We start from the raw sequence: 17,265 nt of genomic DNA, 5'->3' as shown, positions 1-17,265 counted from the left end.
CTTACAGTCCTCCATTTTCTTTTTCGAATTTTTCCATGAAAGTCACGAGCGCTTGTACGCCTTCTTTTGGAAAGGCATTGTATAGGCTTGCCCGCATACCGCCAACTGAGCGATGGCCTTTTAAGTTTTCAAAGCCTGCTGCCAATGCTTCTACATTAAATTTTTGATCCAATTTGGCATTGCCGGTTACAAACGGAATATTTGTCAGAGAACGGCTATCTGGGCGCACTGGACTGGTAAATAAATGCGATTTTTCGATTGCATCGTAAAGTAATTGAGCCTTTTCTTGATCTTGCTTTAAGATTTCAGGTAGACCACCAAGCTCTTGCAACCATTTGAAAACCAATTGCGCAATGTAAATGGCAAAGGTTGGGGGCGTATTGTATAAAGAGTTTGCCGCTGCTTGCGTTTTGTAATCTAACATGGGCTCGTTTACTTCATACAAACCTAGCAAATCATCGCGAATAATCACAACAGTTAAACCAGCAGGGCCGATATTTTTTTGTGCGCCGGCGTAGATGATACCAAAGTCTTTTACATCGTAGTCATTGGCTAAAATATTTGAGGACATGTCGGCTACAATCGGGACATTCCCGGCATTGGGAATACTTTTATAAGCTGTTCCGACAATGGTATTGTTGGTTGTAATGTGCAAGTAAGCAGCATCTTGATCAATCATATCAGGGGTAATTTCTGGAATATAGGTAAAGTTGTCTTTTGCTGAAGAAGCAATCACTTCAACTTCAACGTTGCCTAATTCTTTGGCAGCTGCAATTGCTTTTTTAGACCATGAGCCGGTATTAACATACAGGGCTTTTTTATTTTGCGCTAAATTTAATGGCACCATTGAAAACTGTAAACTCGCGCCACCTTGTAAGAATAAAACATGGTAGTTGTCCGGAATATTCATTAATTCCCGCAAGCGTTTTTCGGCGTCTTTAATTATCGCATCAAAAAGGGAGGAACGATGACTCAACTCCATCACGGACATGCCGCTACCTTTGTAATCCGTAAATTCGGATTGGGCCTGCTCCAAAACGGGTGTAGGTAATACGGCAGGACCGGCTGAAAAATTGTAAACAGTCATAACTATTCTCTCCTTTGAAAAAGTAATTTTAACTCTAAATGAGTTATCGCCTATTGTAACAGATGAATTTCAGCTTTTAAAGTAATTTTTCAGAAAATTGCAAATAAACAACACGCAATTGTTAATTTAAAAAAATACTAACAAAGTAGTTAAGTGAAAATAATCACAAATACTCAAAATGAAATAACGAAAAATTTATTTAAAATTTTTTTCAAAAGCCTTTGACATTTTCCCGTGAAGTTTCGTTGTTAAAGTGTAAGGGCGCTACTTACGATACTAAATCAAAAAACTGCTTTTGAAACGGCCGTAAAAAGGTAGTTTGCCAATCAAATTATTAATTATAAGGAGGCAACAAAATGAAAACACATGTTAGCACAAATTTAACAGTTACATTTTTAGAACCGGGGAAAGAAAGTCTGACAAAACAGAAGTTTTCAAATAGCGTGGAAAATCCCCTTGAAGTTGACGTGTTAGCTTTCGGGCGCGCCTTTAGTCAGTTGTTACCAACTGATGTTAGTTATAACAGTGTCGTAGAGACAAAAGAAATCGAATATACCGCGTAATAAATAGTAGGCAAGAGAGTCTAGAAAATTGAAATTTTGAAAGGAGAAAAACAAGATGAAAAAACTGCATTTGACTTTTTTTAATAGTGAGGGGAAAAAACACAAAATGATTCCCCGGGTTGCAAATGAAAATTTGGATGCCACAAAAATTCAGCAAGTAATGGAAGAAATCAGTGGGTCGGCTTTGTTTGTCAAAAATGGAGTAACATTGTTTGTTGCCCCAGCTAGTGCAAAATATGTTGAAACCATTGAAACAGAGCTTTTTGATACAGAAGGATAAACATCGTTAGGTAAAAAGACTGCGCTAAAAAGTAAAGGATAGCTGAAGTTATGTCCCAGCCTAGGCCTTAGTAAAACTTTGGTGCAGTCTTTTTTACATTTTTTTACAAGAAGGAGGCTATTATGATTTTAAAACCAGTGATCATTGACATTAGTGAATGGCAACTACCAGAGGCGATTGATTACAATATCTTAGCAAAAAATATTGCCGGAGCGATTGTTCGGGTACAATACGGTTCATTACATCGGGATGTGCATTTTGAAACACATCTTAAAAAATTGCAGGAATACAAAGTTCCGGTGGCAGTTTATGCATGGGTGAGAGGTACCAGTATCTCCGACATGAAACAAGAAGCCCGCGATTTCTATCAACGCGCTAAGAAGTTTCAACCAACTTTTTGGTGGTTAGATGTAGAAGAAAAATCATATTCTGATATGCGTAATGGCTGTGAAAGTTACCGTCAAGAGTTGAAGCGTTTGGGAGCAAAAAAGGTGGGTGTCTATATTGCCAATCACTTATATCATCAATTTAATTTAGCTGTCGAAAAATTCGATGCTATTTGGATTCCAACTTATGGTCAGAATAATGGCCGTTATGAAGGCTTTAACCCGACTTGTACCACGCGGTATGATCTGCATCAATATACGTCAAATGGTCGCATTTCTGGCTACAAAGGAGCAATGGATTTAAATCGGCTAACTGGCAGTAAAGATTTTGGAGTACTTTTTGATACAAAATTGCTTGAAGACCAAAAGCCAACCTTACCACCAACTAATTCAGTTTCAGGAGGATTAAAAAAATTGAAAACATTTACTTTAAATACGGCTGTCTACTTGCGAGAAAAAGCAGACACTAAAGCTGGTGTGATTGCCTTACTTCAAAAAGGCGACCAGATAAAATTTGATGATATTATTTTAAACCAAGGTTATTTATGGGGTGTGCAACCGCGAGCTAAAGGAAAAAAAGGATATCTAGCTTTAGGAAAAATAACAGCACACGGTGGAATAAAATAAAAAAATAAGACTTGGATGAATTCATCCAAGTCTTATTTTTGCTAAGATTCTAGCCATAATAACGTAAGGAATAACACTCTCCCCTACACGCTGTCGGAAATCTTCCCCAAAATTTCCTTTGAATTTATTATAGTATAGGATGAAGATAAAGTTAAATAAAGTGACTTTCCGAAAAAGAATAAAATAATTGAAGGAAATGAATTTATTTGCTACTATACTTACAAATAGTAAGTTGTAAGCACTTTGAGATTTATTGCAATTTTTTTGAGTCTAATTAGAAAAAACAACTGGTTATAGGCCAGCTATAAGGCAGAATTTTGCTAAAGGGATTTTTAGATTTGTTCAAAATTTGACTTATTGTGCCACAAGGTCCTTTATGATGCTAGACATGCAAAAAAACTTTTAAGGTAAAGCGTTATTCATTATGAGCGGTTAATCGAATGCTTCAGGTGATTTTTGCTGGATACGACACAAATAGAATTTTTTATCTTAAACTTATTTTTAAGCACGCTATTAAAATGGCTAAAACGGAGGGAGAATAATGAAATACTTATACGATGCTGGAACTGCAGGTAGTAAGAAGTTATTATTATTACATGGTACGGGCGGAGATGAAAATTCTTTAGTGGATATTGCCCGTTTTTTAGATGGGGGATGTGCGGTTTTATCTTTTCGCGGGGAAGTAGAAGAAGACGGGATGAATCGCTTTTTCAAGCGCAATGGCTTAAATCAATTTGATTTAGCTAGTTTGGAAAAAGAAACAGATAATTTATATGAAGAAATCAAACGAATTAGCGCAGAGAAAAATGTGCCTTTAAGTGACTGGGTTTTAGTAGGGTATTCCAATGGTGCTAACATTGCGGCCCATCTGTTATTAGAGCGGCAAACGCCATTAACCCAAGGCTTATTTTTTCATCCCATGTCACTGGGAGTGCATGAAAAACAATTTGAGCTAAAAGATAAACGAATCTGGCTTTCTTTTGGTCAGGGCGATCCAATTGTTTCGCCTGAATCTTTTAACGAACTTGCAGAAGCATTTGATAGTCGGGGGGCAGATTTAACGATTAAGCAAACAAGGCAAGGTCATCAATTAACCGCAGATGAAGTAAACCAGGCCCGAAATTGGCTTCACCAGCTCCCAATGTAAAAAAGATTTTAAAATAAAAATAGTCAGCCTTACGTCATAAGGAAAAATTTTAAAGAAATGTTTGAACAGTTTTAGGTAAATTTCGACGGATTGACTGCGGGCTGCTTTTTTATATTCAAAGGGAGAATAATTTTTTTTGCAGGAGTTCTTGTGATTTAAGATCATGATTGTCGGATTTTTTTGAATAGCTCTTTTGTGCATGAAGCTAAAAGCGAAAAACAATTTTTGAAAATTTCCTCCTTATTTTTTTGTGTCAATAGAGTTTGGACAGTTTTACATCGTTTAACTTTATTCAGTTTTTTTGGATAATTGTCGTAATTTTCTGAATCATTTTCTAGTATTTACTGAAATTTATTTCAGATTGTGCTAAAATAGCAAAAATATCAAATTCTTGTCGCAGACAGGTTCAAATTTAGTCATAGGGGTGTAGCTGATGGAAAAAGGGTATCGCATTGCTGTTGTGGGCGCAACAGGAGCTGTAGGAACAAAAATGATCGAGATGTTGGAAGAAACCACTTTACCAATTGAAAGTATCAAACTGCTGGCTTCAAAACGTTCGGCTGGAAAAACCAGAGTATTTAATGGTGTAACCTTAACAATTGAAGAATTAGTGCCTGATTCTTTTAACGATGTAGATATTGCTTTGTTTTCTGCGGGTGGGGGGATTTCAAAAATTTACGCGCCAGAAGCGGTGAAACGCGGAGCAGTTGTGGTGGATAATACGAGTTATTTTCGCATGGATAAAGAAGTGCCATTGGTGGTACCAGAAGTAAATCCGGCTGCTTTAAAACGGCACAAAGGAATAATCGCAAATCCCAATTGTTCAACAATTCAAATGATGGTAGCATTAGAGCCAATTCGCAAAGAAGCCGGGCTAAACCGGATCATCGTATCCACCTATCAAGCAGTTTCAGGGGCAGGGGCAAAAGCGGTTGAAGAATTAAAACGAGAAGCCAAAGAATTCTTAGCCGGAAAATCAAAAGATGAATTGGATCCACAAATTTTGCCAGCCGGAAGTGATAAAAAACACTATCCAATCGCTTTTAATGCGCTGCCACAAATCGACGTTTTTGCTGAGGATGATTACACGTATGAAGAGTGGAAAATGATCAATGAAACCCATAAAATTATGGAAGACGATGCTATAAAAGTTGCTGCAACTTGTGTTCGGATTCCTGTAGTCAGTGGACATTCTGAATCTGTTTATATTGAAACAAAAAAAGAAATGTCACCCCAAGCAGTTAAAGATCTATTAGCAAAATCACCCGGTGTGACACTAGAAGATGATCCAAGCCAACAAATTTATCCCCAAGCGTTAAACAGCGTTGATAAAAAAGATACATTTGTCGGTCGGATTCGCCGCGATTTAGATGTCAAAACTGGGTTACACATGTGGGTCGTATCGGATAACTTGCTAAAAGGTGCGGCCTGGAATTCCGTACAAATTGCAGAAACCTTGCATGAGATGGACTTAGTTCGCATACCCAAATAAAGTTGTTTTGAAAAATTTAAAAAACGTTGCAAGTAACTGATAACGTGTTAAAGCTTTTTGCTTTTAGACTTTATGCAGGTAAACTTGGAACGTTTTTTTGTGTACTTTTTATTGAGCCTTAAAATGCAGTGCGTGTTTTAAAAATCGTACTTTCATTTTTAGGAGTGTGTAGCTTATCTAACTTTTTTATAGTCAGCCTTTCAAATAATGCGCTGTGCAATAAGTCAAAGGAAAACGATTTATTGCAATTCTACCTTAATGCTTAAAAGTAAACCGAGTTCGTGCAGTTTTTTTATAGCGGGCACTTAAATTCGTTAATTTTACTAAAAGATTTTTTGCTGCAAACCGCTTCCATGATAAATTAGCAGTTCGTCGCCGCTTTTTGCCACTTTTTAGTGTATAATGGACAGTGGCTAGTTGGGCACAGAAAAGAAAATATTATATTTATATAGAAAAAATTTGAGAGGTGAATGTTTTTGAGTAACATCAAAATCATTCCATTAGGCGGCGTCCGTGAAAACGGTAAAAACATGTACATCGCTGAAGTGGAAGATGATATTTATGTATTAGATTGTGGGTTGAAATACCCAGAAAATGAATTATTGGGAATTGACACAGTTATTCCTGATTTTACTTATTTAGTAGAAAATGCAGATCGTGTTGTCGGTGTCTTTTTGACCCACGGACATGCGGATGCCATTGGGGCGTTACCTTACTTTTTGGAAAAAGTTGATGTACCTGTCTTTGGAACAAAGCTAACAATTGAGTTGGCAAAAATTGGCGTTCATAAAAATGATGCCACCAAAAAATTCCGGGATTTTCATATTATTGATGAACATACGGAGATTGATTTTGGGACAACGACAGTCGGCTTTTTTAGAACTACCCACTCAATTCCAGATTCGGTAGGGATCACTTTGAAAACCAAAGTAGGCAATATTGTCTATACTGGTGATTTTAAGTTTGATCAGGCTGCTGTGCCAATGTATCAAACCGATTTTGCGCGGATTGCTGAAATTGGTAAAGAAGGTGTCTTAGCGCTATTAAGTACTTCTAGTAATGCTGAAAATCCGACGCCAGTCGCTTCAGAACGGCAAATTGCCGATGAAGTTTACGATACCATTAAGTATTGGGAAGGCCGCATTATTGTCGCCGGGGTAGCAAGTAATTTACAACGGGTGCAGCAAGTTTTAAATGCTGCATATCGTTGCAACCGGAAAGTCGTTTTAACTGGGCAAGATTTTGGCCGAATTATTCGGACGGCAATGAAATTAAACAAATTAGAATTGCCAGATGAAGATTTATTCATCACACAAAAAGAAATGAAAAACTATCCACCAGAAGAAATTATCGTTTTAGAGACAGGTCGAATGGGTGAACCGATTAAATCACTACAACGGATGGCTAATGGTTCCCACCGCACATTGCGCATTCAAGAAGGGGATTTAGTGTATATCACGACTACGCCAACTACCGCAATGGAAACCACGGTTGCCAAAACCGAAGATATTGTCTTTCGTGCTGGTGGCGTCGTAAAACAAATTTCTGATAATATGCGGGTTTCAGGTCATGCCAATCCCGATGATTTACAATTAATGTTAAATTTATTAAAACCAAAATATTTAATTCCAATTCAGGGGGAATACCGTCAATTAGCGGCCCATGCGCAACTGGCTCAATTAACTGGAATTCCGTTGAAGAATATCTTTATCACAGCTCGTGGTGATATTTTGGAATATAAAAACGGTCAAATGTCTCAAGCTGGTTCTGTACCGGCGGAAAATGTTTTGATTGATGGTATTGGTGTTGGCGACATCGGCAATATCGTGCTGCGAGATCGCAAAGTTTTATCAGAAGATGGCATTTTCATCGCAGTGGTTACAATTAATCGCCGTGAGAAAAAGATTGTATCTCCGCCACAAATCACTTCCCGTGGTTTCGTTTATGTAAAGGCGAGCCGTGATTTAATTCGGGAAAGTGCTGAAATGGTGAGTGAAATTGTTGAAAAACATTTACAAGACGAAGAGTTTGAATGGAGTAAATTAAAACAAGATATCCGCGATCGTTTAAGCCGTTACTTGTTTGAACAAACAAAGCGTCGACCGGTTATTTTGCCAGTTATTATGGAGTCATCCCAACGACAAAAAAGAAAATAGGCCAAAGACACCAAGACGAAAACTTTTCGTTTTGGTGTCTTTTTTTTGTAATAAATAAATTTTAGCTATTTGCGCCCACGGATTTTTTGCCAATTTTTTGCCTTTAGCAGGTCATCGCTTTGAAAAAAGTGTCATACAAGTTAAGCTGTAGTCTATTTTATATTTTTTAAACAAAACATATGAAATCTTTCTGAAAAACGATTATACTATTTTAGTGTCTATTTTTGGCAAAGGACAATCGCAATAAGGACTTGTCAAAATGGAAAAATAAAATAGAATAATGGTTTATTAAAAGAGTTTTTATTCTTTTACGAAAGGAAGTTTTGTATGCATACATACCAAGAAGATAAGGTTGTTCAAAAAAATCGTTGGTGGATATTGGTTGCAGTCTCGATGTTTACCTTTATGTCTACTTTAGATGGTAGTATTGTAAATATCGCGTTGCCAACTATTTCAAAGGATATGCAAGTACCAATGAATCAGTCAGAATGGATCGTCTCCATTTATTTAATGATGGTCTGTGCGTGTTTGTTATTATTTGGGAAAATTGGCGATAGCTGGGGGAAAATTAAAATTTATCGCATTGGAACCTTGATTTTTGTGATTGGATCTTTACTTTGTGGCTTTAATCACTCGTTAACTTTTCTACTGTTTGCCCGCGTTATCCAAGCTTTAGGAGCCGCGATGACGATGGCGACCAACACAGGTATTATTACCGAAGTTTTCCCTATGAATGAAAGAGGACGGGCGCTTGGGATGATTGGTGCCTTTGTATCTTTAGGTTCAATTGCCGGCCCTGGTTTAGGCGGCTTGATCTTGGCGCATTTTTCATGGGCGTATATTTTTTGGATCAATGTCCCAGTTGGGATTATCACCATGTTAATTAGTGAAAAATTCTTACCAAAAGATATTACACTAAGCGCAGAAAAAATTGATATGGGTGGCTTTGCCGCGGTTGCAGCGACGATTATGACCTTTTTTGGCGGTGTCTTTTTAGGACAAGAACACGGCTTTTTAACCCCAATTCCGTTAGCCTTGTTTGTCTTAGCCGTCATTAGTTTTTTCATCTTTTTATATGTGGAAAAGAAAGTGAAATTGCCTTTAATTACCTTTAGTATTTTCAAAAATAAAGTTTTTACTATGAGTTTAGTTACGGCTTTATTGATTTTTTCTTCTAACTTTTTTGTCAATGTCGTTATTCCGTTTTACCTTCAAAGTGCCCGTGGCCTTTCACCTAGTTATGCTGGACTTTTAATGATGGTCTTTCCATTTTTAATGGTAATCGGCTCGCCTTTAAGCGGCTATTTAACTGACAGAATGGGCCCAGAAATCTTAGTTTTAATCGGGCTTGTGATGTTATCAGTGACCCAATTAATGTATATGTTTATGCACGCGGATTCGCCTTTGTGGTATTACGTTGTGGCAACTGCTATCATGGGTTTAGGCAATTCATTATTTCAATCACCAAACAATACAATGGTTATGAGTAGTGTTACCAAAGAAAATCTGGGGGTTGCTGGCAGTTTGAACTCTTTTGCTCGTAATTTGGGCATGGTCGTAGGGATTTCGCTAGCGACAACTATCTTGTATAACGCCATGAGTTCGAAAATGGGAGAACGGGTGACAACGTACATTGCCAAGCGGCCAGATGTTTTCATTTATGGAATGAAAATTACTTTTTTAGGTTCGTTTTTACTTTGTTTAGCAGCATTACTTTTAACGCTTTATCGGGTGAAAAAACAAGGAGGCATCAGAAAACATGTCTAATGCAGTGGAAGAATATTTAACAAAAAACCAGATGCAATTTGAAAGTTTTACTTTTGATGTAAGTGATGAAGATGAAGGGCGCGCCCAAGCAGAAAAATTACAATTAGCTGTTACCACCATTTATAAGACCTTGGTTTTAAAAGGCAATAAAACGGGAACGGTGATTGCCTTAGTTCCCCTTGACGGACGCCTAGATTATAAAAAGACGGCGAAAGCTTCTGGTAACCGCAAAGTCGGCTTTCCCCCGATGGAATATGTAATGGATGCAACTGGTTATCCCCATGGTGCCAATACGCCAATCGGGATTTTCATGCAACATAAAGAATATAGCCAAGTTTTTGATACGAGTATTTTGAATCACGAAGAAGTTATTGTCTCAAGTGGCGAGTTGGGTCATAGTGTTAAAGTTAAAGTTGCAGATTTAATTGCATTGATTCAACCAATTCAAGCAGATATTTTGGCTGTGTAAGCCTAAAAAAGCAGATACAAAAGTAGTCGTTTTTAAACTACCTTTGTATCTGCTTTTTTTATAAGGAAAGTATCACGTTTTAACATGAACAAAGCGTTTTAAATCAGGGCATGCTCAAATTAGTTACACAAACTAGCTCTCCAAAAAATAAGGCGAAATTTCCAAAAATTTGCTAAACACCAAGTAAAAACACGCATAAGCACAATAAACGTTGTGTTTTTTAGTTATTTGGCTGTTCGCAGAGCGTATGAATCTAACAGTATCCTAGCCATAATCGATAAAGGTAAACGAGAGCGCACTTCGTAATCAGGAAAGAAGGAGCCTTCTGATTTAAAGCCAATAAAAGGAATTTCGATATACTCCATAATAGAAGAGTATCGGCTAGCGGTTAGTAAAACCGTACCAATTTCGGCTTCATAACAGTTTTTAGCAGCCACCACTAATTCTTCTGTTTCGCCATTTAATGAAACGAAAATTACGACGTCGTCTTTTGTAAGTTTACGGGAGATGTTGCGAATGATATTCGGATCGGTATGAAGTTCGCAATATTTATTTGTTAATTGCAATTTCACCATCATTTCTTGTGCAATTAATTCAGAAAACCCCCGTGCAAAAATCATGATGCGTTTGGCTGCATGAATACGTTGAATGGCATCTTCAATATTGCCAATTTCAATCATATTGATGGTTCGAATCACTTCTTGTTCGTTTTTTAAAATCGCCATTTTAATGCCTTCATCAATTTTATCTAGATGAGAGAAGTTGATGTTGGTATTTTCTTTTTCCTTTAAGGAGTGTTTAAACGCAGTAAAGCCCTCATACCCTTTCTTTTTCATTGTTCGAACGATCGTAGCAGTGGAAACATTCGCCAACTCACTTAATTTAACGATGGAATAATGTGGGATACTCGTAATGTTTTTTTGTATGAAATCCCATAGATATTGTTCTGACTCGCTTAATTTTACATCCATGATGTTATCCTTTCCAACTGATATTTGTTATTATTGTAACTTTTTACCAATTTGATGTACAGAGGGTTCAGAAAGTGAAAAAATTTTCAACTATTTTGCTCTCATTTGAAAACATTTACATAAATTATTCGTGCATAATAAAAATGAAAGGAGGGGACAAGATGATTTATACCTGTACCTTAAACTTAGCTATTGATTTGTTTATCGAAACGGATACAATGCAGCCACAAGTAGTAAATAGAACCAAAGATGATGATATCCAGGCCAATGGAAAAGGCGTTAATGTTTCATTGATTTTAAAACAGTTGGGAATAGACAATACAGCGTTAGGTTTTCAAGCTGGTTTTACGGGCCAATATATTAACGATTTTTTAACGAAAAAGGCAATTAGCACTCATTTTATCGAAGTTCCCGGTATGACACGTATCAATGTCTTCACCCAAGTTAATGAAACAAAAGAAGAATTTAAATTAGTCAATAAAGGACCTGAAATTCCAGCTGAAAAAACAACTGAATTTTTGACTGAATTAGAAAAGTTATTGCAAGAAGATGATTATTTATGTGTTTCTGGTAGTTTACCCCAAGGTGTTGCACCAGAAATTTTAGTAGCCATTAGTAAAATCTGTCATGAAAAGAAAGTAAAGCTGATTATTGACAGCAGTTATAAGGAAGTTTTGGATTGTCTTTTTTACAAACCGTTTTTGCTAAAGCCAAATGAAGAAGAATTAGCAGCTTGGTATGGTGTCACACTAAAGACAAAAAAAGATTATCTAGCCTATGGCAAGCGTCTTTTGGCAGAAGGTGCACAAAATGTTTTACTTTCTTTAGGTGGTGAGGGGGCAATCTTTATTAGTGAAGATATTGTCTTAGTTGGCAATTCACCAAAAGGACAAGTGGTGAATACAGCTTGTGCGGGGGATACTTTATTGGGCACTTTTATTGCGGGAATACTAAAAGAACAACCCTTAGCCGAAAGCTTAAAGTTAGCTATTGCAGCTGGCAGTTCAACCGCTTTTCGTAAAGGTTTAACAGATTTTTCTGATGTTAGTGACCTTAAAGAGCAAATCAATATTGAAGAACAGCGCAACAAAGACGAAATTTTAGCTTAATGATCGATTCAAAAAAACAAATTCAAAGAAATGAGGAGTGTCAAAATGGCAAAATATCAAATTATTGCAGCAACGGGTTGTCCGACCGGTATTGCCCACACGTATATGGCTCAAGAGGCATTGGAACAAGCGGCAAAGCGCAAAGGAATTACGATTAAAGTCGAAACTCATGGACAAGTTGGGGTAGAAAATGAGTTATCAAAAGAAGAAATCAAAGATGCGGATGCGGTTATTATCGCAGCAGACAAAGACGTACATGCAGAACGTTTTGCTGGTAAACGAATTATTGACGTATCGGTTAGTAAAGGGATTAAAGAAGCAGATCAATTAATTGAAGATGCCCTAGCAGGTAAAGGTCAAGTTGCTGCAGTCGCCAATACTGTCGAAGAAGTTACAACAGAAGCATCACAAATGAATATCGGACGTAGTATTTATAAGAATTTGATGAATGGTGTTTCCCACATGTTACCTTTTGTAGTAGCAGGCGGAGTTATCATTGCCGTTTCTTTTGCCATTTGGGGTGTTTATTCTTTTGATCCAAACGATGCGACATATAATGCCACTTCGGCGATGTTCAAATCAATCGGCGATGCGGCGATGGGAATGATGGTACCGGTAATGGCAGCTTATATTGCAGAAGGAATCGCCAAACGTCCTGGTTTAGTCGTTGGTTTTGTCGGAGGCTTATTAGCAAATTCTGGTGGTGCTGGTTTCTTAGGTGGTATTTTTGCCGGTTTCTTAGCCGGTTACTTCGTTTTACTTTTACAACGTTTGTTAAAAGTTTTACCAAAACAATTGGATGGTCTAAAGGCAATTTTCTTATATCCAGTAATCGGAGTAGCGGTTGTGGGGACAATCATGTCCTTGATTGCAGGGCCAATGAAAACGGTCAATGAAGGCATGATGAGTTTCTTATCTGGTTTTGAAAATTCTTCACCATTAGTATTAGGGATTATTGTTGGTTGTATGTGTGCTTTTGATATGGGTGGTCCAGTGAATAAGGCTGCTTATGTGACAGGGACAGCATTATTAGCGCAAGGTAATAGTAGTTTTATGGCAGGCGTTTCAGCAGCTTGTATCGCGCCGCCACTAATTACAGGTTTTGCTACATTATTCTTTGGTAAATATTTCGAAACAAATGATCGCAATGCCGGTTTAGTTAACTTTATCTTAGGTTCAACCCATATTACAGAAGGCGCGATTCCATTTGCGGCAAAAGATCCATTACGGGTTTTACCAACAATGATGTTGGGCTCATCTATCGCAGCTGTTTTAACGTATATGTTTGGCGTAAAAGTACCAGCGCCTCATGGTGGCTTTTTGGTCTTACCAGTGGTGGATGGTAAATTACAATGGGTCTTTGCTATTTTAGTTGGTTCCATTGTCGGTGGTGTCATTTTAGGGTTCATTCAGAAAAATCGTGTGACAAAAGCCGCAACAAAAGAAACAACTGAAACAAAAATCGAAGTACAAGCATAAAAAGTAAAAGCTGTAGTAAGTAAAAAATACTGCTGCAGCTTTTTTTAAGAAAGGTGAAAATCATGGCACTAATTAAAACAGACCATATTTTTTTAAAAGAAAATTTTACATCCCAAGATGAAGTCATGCACTTTTTAGCTGATCAGGCAGTTTCTCTTGGTCTTTCAAATGATGAAAACAAAGTTTATGCTAAATTATTAGAACGTGAAGCAGAAGGAACAACTGGTATGATGGATGGTTTTGCGATTCCCCATGCTAAAGATACGACTATTACAGCCGCGGATATTATAATTGTCAGCTTAGTTAATCCTGTTGACTGGCAAAGTTTAGATGGCAGTCCGACAGATTTTATTATTGCCTTATTTATTCCAGATTCTGAAGCTGGAACCACGCATTTAAAACTTTTATCCAGTGTCGCGCGTCTTTTGATGCATCAAGATGTAACCAAAGGATTAAAAGCAGCGGCAACACCTGAAGAAATTGCCAATCTCTTAAATAGTAAATTAGCCGAAAATTAAGGAGCGTATTTCATGACAACAGAAGCAAAAAAAGCCTTTATCAAACAATTAAGTGACAAAAATGGTGTGATCTCTGCCCTTGCGATCGACCAACGTGGTGCTTTAAAGAAAATGATTAATAAATACCAAGATACACAAGCACAAGCAGTTCAAATCGAAGACTTCAAAAAAATCGTGTCTTCTGAATTAACCCAATATGCTTCATCTATTTTATTAGACCCAGAATATGGCTTACCAGCTGCTAAAGTTCGCGACGAAAACGCAGGGTTATTGTTGGCCTATGAAAAAACAGGCTACGATGCTTCAACCCCAGGACGCTTACCAGACATTTTGTCTATCTGGTCAGTGAAACGTCTAAAAGAAGCAGGCGCAGATGCATGTAAATTCTTACTTTACTACGATGTAGATGAAAGTGATGAAATCAACGATCAAAAGAAATCCTTCATGGAACGAATTGGTTCTGAATGTGCCGCAGAAGATTTACCTTTCTTCTTGGAATTGGTTTCTTATGATGCCAATGACGCAGATACCAGCACCAAAGAATACGCGGTTAAAAAACCACATAAAGTTATCGAAATGATGAAAGAATTTTCAAAACCACGTTACGGCGTTGATGTTTTAAAAATGGAAGTTCCGGTTAATATGAACTATGTAGAAGGTTACGCAAAAGGTGAAGTGGCGTATACAAAAGCAGAAGCTATGGCTTACTTCAAAGAACAATCAGAAGCAACTGACTTACCATTTATCTTCTTATCAGCTGGTGTTACAGCTGAATTGTTCCAAGAAACATTGAAATTCGCCAAAGAAGCAGGCTCAACATTTAACGGTGTTTTATGTGGTCGCGCGACTTGGGCAAATGGCGTAGAACCTTTTATCACAGGTGGAGAAGATGCAGCTAGAGAATGGATGCAAACACAAGGCCGTAAAAATATTGAAGAATTAAACGAAGTACTCCAAGCAACTGCAACACCGGTTAAATTATAAAAAGGTTAGCTGCCTAAAAATATCTGAGAGAAGTATGCAGCTACAAGTAAAAGACCAGAAATTTCGAAAGCTTGAAAAATAACTTTCGGATTTTCTGGTCTTTTTGTCATCTAGAAAGGAAGTATAAATTTCCCTAAGAAAAACACTGATTTGACTGCCTTAACACTGCCTGCCACTTTCTAAGTGCCATACTTTACGCATAAGCTCTTAATGACATGAGCCAAAATCTTAGTTTGATGTCTAGGACTGAAAGATTCTTTTAGCTTTTCCTTTTTCTTATAGTAGCTAGTTTTGTTGCACAAATTGATTTCTATTTAGCTACACAAAATTGATTATCCCGTCTATTTTTTTGGAAGTTTAAAAATCAATTTCGTGACGCAACTTTTTTAGGCAAATGTGCCCAATAGCTCGGTGCTAGAAGTGACGAGGCTTATTTTGGGATAAAGTTTTGTCATGAAGATGCGATGTAATTCTTCATCGCGGCTACTGCAAGCATCCTCTACTACGATGACACGATAGCCGAATTGATACGCATCTAAAGCGGTAGCGTAAACACCATTTTCTGTTGCAACGCCAGTTAGAATTAAGGTATCAATGCCCCGTCGGCGTAATTGCAAATCCAAATCTGTGCCAAAAAATGCCCCCGGATTGTGTTTGGTAATGGTAACGACATTTGCTTTAGTTGAATTTTCTATTTTAAGAGCAAGTTCGTCATAATCTTTGGCTAATGTTAAAGGTTGGCGCTTTTTTAAATCAAAATTCAAGTAACCAAAAGTAGTGGCGTCTACTTTAACCAAAGCGACCAAGCCAAGTTTTTCAAGCAACGTAGCTACTAGTTGCTCATTTTTTTGAAGAACTTCACTAGCCAAATAAGGAGTTAAAGTGCCGCTGTTTAAAATTCCTTTTTGCAAATCAATCGCGACAAAAGCGCATTTTTTTAAATTGAGGGTTTCAATCATATTAATACCTGCTTTCTTTTAATTGGGAGAAATTTGTTGCATAGTTCAAAATATTTAAAACGATGAATAAGGCAGATACAAAAAAGACATAGCGATAATCAAAGTAAGCTGATACAGTCGAACCGATTAAAGGTCCGCCAATAGCGCCAATAGACTGCATCGTTTGGTTATAACTAAAAATCCGTCCGGTTGCTTCTTGGGGGCTATTTTGCGACAAAATAATTTGCACACTAGGGGCTAGTGCCGAATCGCTCACACCGATAAACAGCCGTAGCAAGATAACTTGCCAAATTGCGTGGCTAAAACCTAATGTCAAATAGATGGTAAAAGATAAGACAAGGCCAAAAAGTAAAATTTTATATTGGCCAATTTTGTCACCTAAACGTCCGAATAAAGGAGCAAAAAACAACATGACGACCCCTGGAGCAGAGGCAACGATACCGCTGTAAATGGTAACAAGGTGTGGATTATGTACGAGCTGACGAACATAAAGACTTAAAATTGGGCTAATGGATTTATCGGTTAATTGCAAAATCGTCGTAGTCAAAAGCATGGCAATGATTACTTTAGGATGGTCAATCACTTGGGTTAACGCTTTAGCACTTAAAACTTTGTCTTTTGGTTTTGGCGTAAAATGTTCTTTGACAAAAAAGACGGTCAATAAGAAAACAAAAAACATAATGATACCAGTAATCCAAAAAGTCATCTTATAACCGGCATGGGCAACCACAACACCACCAAACAACGGACCTAATAAGGTGCCGGCTACAGTCCCGGTTGAAAGAGTACCAAGTACACGACCAGAATGCTCTTTTGGGGTAATAATAGCCATTAAGGCAACTGAATTACTGGTGTATCCAGAAAAAGCACCTAATAAAAGGCGTAAAATCAGTAATTGCCAAGCCTTCGTGACAAAGCCCATGGAAAAAATCATAATGGCCATACCTAAACTAGCGCGAAGTAACATGGGTTTGCGCCCTTTTTGATCGGCTAGCTTGCCCCATAAAGGTGAAACAATCGCCATGGTAATAAACGTGCTAGCAAAAATTAAACCAGATTGGAAACTTAATTCCTTTTTTGTGAAGACTCCTAGAGTATCTACGTATAATGATAAAAAAGGTGAAATTAAACTAGAGCCAATTCCAGTCATAAAACTACCGAACCATAAAATAAGGAGGTTGCGTTGCCAGAGCTCACCACTGGCAAAATAATTTTTAAATTTTGTCAAAACAGTCACTTCACTTTCGTTCCATAGATTAAACTACGATTCG

The 17,265-nt window shown here is 37.4% G+C and carries 16 protein-coding genes; 12 read left to right on the top strand and 4 right to left on the bottom strand.

Annotated elements, in window-relative coordinates; genetic code table 11:
- Nucleotide 1 precedes the first annotated feature (1 nt).
- Complete coding sequence (gene serC, locus P3T75_RS10325) at nt 2-1,087, bottom strand: 3-phosphoserine/phosphohydroxythreonine transaminase (RefSeq protein ID WP_282461524.1); 1,086 nt, start codon at nt 1,085-1,087, stop codon at nt 2-4.
- A gap of 356 nt (nt 1,088-1,443) precedes the next feature.
- On the opposite strand from serC, the gene P3T75_RS10320 reads away from it, so the two are divergent.
- The 8 genes from P3T75_RS10320 to P3T75_RS10285 all read left to right on the top strand — a co-directional run bounded on the left by P3T75_RS10320 (nt 1,444) and on the right by P3T75_RS10285 (nt 9,974).
- Nucleotides 1,444-1,650 (top strand): DUF1659 domain-containing protein, encoded by a 207-nt coding sequence (locus tag P3T75_RS10320; protein WP_206902390.1) that lies wholly within the window; start codon nt 1,444-1,446, stop codon nt 1,648-1,650.
- Between the two features lie 55 nt (nt 1,651-1,705).
- Nucleotides 1,706-1,930 (top strand): DUF2922 domain-containing protein, encoded by a 225-nt coding sequence (locus P3T75_RS10315; RefSeq protein ID WP_282461523.1) that lies wholly within the window; start codon nt 1,706-1,708, stop codon nt 1,928-1,930.
- 122 nt (nt 1,931-2,052) lie between these two features.
- The gene (locus tag P3T75_RS10310) at nt 2,053-2,943 is read left to right on the top strand and encodes a GH25 family lysozyme (RefSeq protein WP_206902392.1); all 891 of its coding nucleotides are present in this window, start codon (nt 2,053-2,055) and stop codon (nt 2,941-2,943) included.
- Between the two features lie 541 nt (nt 2,944-3,484).
- Complete coding sequence (locus P3T75_RS10305; RefSeq protein ID WP_282461522.1) at nt 3,485-4,090, top strand: alpha/beta hydrolase; 606 nt, start codon at nt 3,485-3,487, stop codon at nt 4,088-4,090.
- A 433-nt stretch (nt 4,091-4,523) separates the two neighbouring features.
- Entirely contained in the window at nt 4,524-5,582 is a 1,059-nt protein-coding gene (locus P3T75_RS10300; RefSeq protein WP_282461521.1) for an aspartate-semialdehyde dehydrogenase, read from the top strand.
- 476 nt (nt 5,583-6,058) lie between these two features.
- Nucleotides 6,059-7,738: a ribonuclease J gene (locus P3T75_RS10295; RefSeq protein ID WP_282461520.1), complete on the top strand. Its 1,680-nt coding sequence runs from the start codon at nt 6,059-6,061 to the stop codon at nt 7,736-7,738.
- Between the two features lie 327 nt (nt 7,739-8,065).
- Entirely contained in the window at nt 8,066-9,505 is a 1,440-nt protein-coding gene (locus tag P3T75_RS10290) for an MFS transporter (RefSeq protein ID WP_282461519.1), read from the top strand.
- A complete protein-coding gene (locus tag P3T75_RS10285; protein WP_282461518.1) occupies nt 9,498-9,974 on the top strand; it encodes a YbaK/EbsC family protein in 477 nt (158 codons plus the stop codon). Before P3T75_RS10290 ends, P3T75_RS10285 begins: the two co-directional genes overlap by 8 nt.
- 224 nt (nt 9,975-10,198) lie before the next feature.
- Here the strand turns inward: P3T75_RS10285 and P3T75_RS10280 are convergent, their stop codons facing one another.
- Nucleotides 10,199-10,945 carry a MurR/RpiR family transcriptional regulator gene (locus P3T75_RS10280; RefSeq protein ID WP_206902399.1) on the bottom strand — a complete coding sequence of 249 codons (747 nt, stop codon included), beginning with the start codon at nt 10,943-10,945 and terminating at the stop codon, nt 10,199-10,201.
- A 161-nt stretch (nt 10,946-11,106) separates the two neighbouring features.
- Here P3T75_RS10280 and pfkB point away from each other — a divergent pair, with 161 nt between their 5' ends.
- From pfkB to lacD, 4 genes are all read left to right on the top strand, one after another.
- Complete coding sequence (pfkB, locus tag P3T75_RS10275; RefSeq protein WP_282461517.1) at nt 11,107-12,054, top strand: 1-phosphofructokinase; 948 nt, start codon at nt 11,107-11,109, stop codon at nt 12,052-12,054.
- Between the two features lie 45 nt (nt 12,055-12,099).
- The gene (locus tag P3T75_RS10270; protein ID WP_282461516.1) at nt 12,100-13,533 is read left to right on the top strand and encodes a PTS fructose transporter subunit IIC; all 1,434 of its coding nucleotides are present in this window, start codon (nt 12,100-12,102) and stop codon (nt 13,531-13,533) included.
- A 62-nt stretch (nt 13,534-13,595) separates the two neighbouring features.
- Entirely contained in the window at nt 13,596-14,051 is a 456-nt protein-coding gene (locus P3T75_RS10265; protein ID WP_282461515.1) for a fructose PTS transporter subunit IIA, read from the top strand.
- Between the two features lie 12 nt (nt 14,052-14,063).
- Complete coding sequence (gene lacD, locus P3T75_RS10260; protein ID WP_282461514.1) at nt 14,064-15,035, top strand: tagatose-bisphosphate aldolase; 972 nt, start codon at nt 14,064-14,066, stop codon at nt 15,033-15,035.
- Nucleotides 15,036-15,421: 386 nt separating this feature from the next.
- On the opposite strand, the gene P3T75_RS10255 is transcribed toward lacD, so the two are convergent.
- Both P3T75_RS10255 and P3T75_RS10250 read right to left on the bottom strand, forming a co-directional pair.
- A complete protein-coding gene (locus tag P3T75_RS10255; RefSeq protein WP_282461513.1) occupies nt 15,422-15,994 on the bottom strand; it encodes an isochorismatase family protein in 573 nt (190 codons plus the stop codon).
- 1 nt (nt 15,995) lies between these two features.
- Nucleotides 15,996-17,144 carry an MFS transporter gene (locus P3T75_RS10250; RefSeq protein ID WP_282461512.1) on the bottom strand — a complete coding sequence of 383 codons (1,149 nt, stop codon included), beginning with the start codon at nt 17,142-17,144 and terminating at the stop codon, nt 15,996-15,998.
- Nucleotides 17,145-17,265: the final 121 nt, after the last annotated feature.

The organism is Enterococcus montenegrensis (assembly GCF_029983095.1).
Classification (GTDB): domain Bacteria; phylum Bacillota; class Bacilli; order Lactobacillales; family Enterococcaceae; genus Enterococcus_C; species Enterococcus_C montenegrensis.
Note: the sequence above shows the minus strand (reverse complement) of the source record. Positions and strands in the feature narration are given on the sequence as shown.

Excerpts from the sequence above, each read along its gene's own strand:
- serC (WP_282461524.1), bottom strand. The coding sequence starts at position 1,087 with ATGACTGTTTACAATTTTTCAGCCGGTCCTGCCGTATTACCTACACCC.
- P3T75_RS10320 (WP_206902390.1), top strand. The coding sequence starts at position 1,444 with ATGAAAACACATGTTAGCACAAATTTAACAGTTACATTTTTAGAACCG.
- P3T75_RS10315 (WP_282461523.1), top strand. The coding sequence starts at position 1,706 with ATGAAAAAACTGCATTTGACTTTTTTTAATAGTGAGGGGAAAAAACAC.
- P3T75_RS10310 (WP_206902392.1), top strand. The coding sequence starts at position 2,053 with ATGATTTTAAAACCAGTGATCATTGACATTAGTGAATGGCAACTACCA.
- P3T75_RS10305 (WP_282461522.1), top strand. The coding sequence starts at position 3,485 with ATGAAATACTTATACGATGCTGGAACTGCAGGTAGTAAGAAGTTATTA.
- P3T75_RS10300 (WP_282461521.1), top strand. The coding sequence starts at position 4,524 with ATGGAAAAAGGGTATCGCATTGCTGTTGTGGGCGCAACAGGAGCTGTA.
- P3T75_RS10290 (WP_282461519.1), top strand. The coding sequence starts at position 8,066 with ATGCATACATACCAAGAAGATAAGGTTGTTCAAAAAAATCGTTGGTGG.
- P3T75_RS10285 (WP_282461518.1), top strand. The coding sequence starts at position 9,498 with ATGTCTAATGCAGTGGAAGAATATTTAACAAAAAACCAGATGCAATTT.
- P3T75_RS10280 (WP_206902399.1), bottom strand. The coding sequence starts at position 10,945 with ATGGATGTAAAATTAAGCGAGTCAGAACAATATCTATGGGATTTCATA.
- pfkB (WP_282461517.1), top strand. The coding sequence starts at position 11,107 with ATGATTTATACCTGTACCTTAAACTTAGCTATTGATTTGTTTATCGAA.
- P3T75_RS10270 (WP_282461516.1), top strand. The coding sequence starts at position 12,100 with ATGGCAAAATATCAAATTATTGCAGCAACGGGTTGTCCGACCGGTATT.
- P3T75_RS10265 (WP_282461515.1), top strand. The coding sequence starts at position 13,596 with ATGGCACTAATTAAAACAGACCATATTTTTTTAAAAGAAAATTTTACA.
- lacD (WP_282461514.1), top strand. The coding sequence starts at position 14,064 with ATGACAACAGAAGCAAAAAAAGCCTTTATCAAACAATTAAGTGACAAA.
- P3T75_RS10255 (WP_282461513.1), bottom strand. The coding sequence starts at position 15,994 with ATGATTGAAACCCTCAATTTAAAAAAATGCGCTTTTGTCGCGATTGAT.
- P3T75_RS10250 (WP_282461512.1), bottom strand. The coding sequence starts at position 17,144 with ATGACTGGAATTGGCTCTAGTTTAATTTCACCTTTTTTATCATTATAC.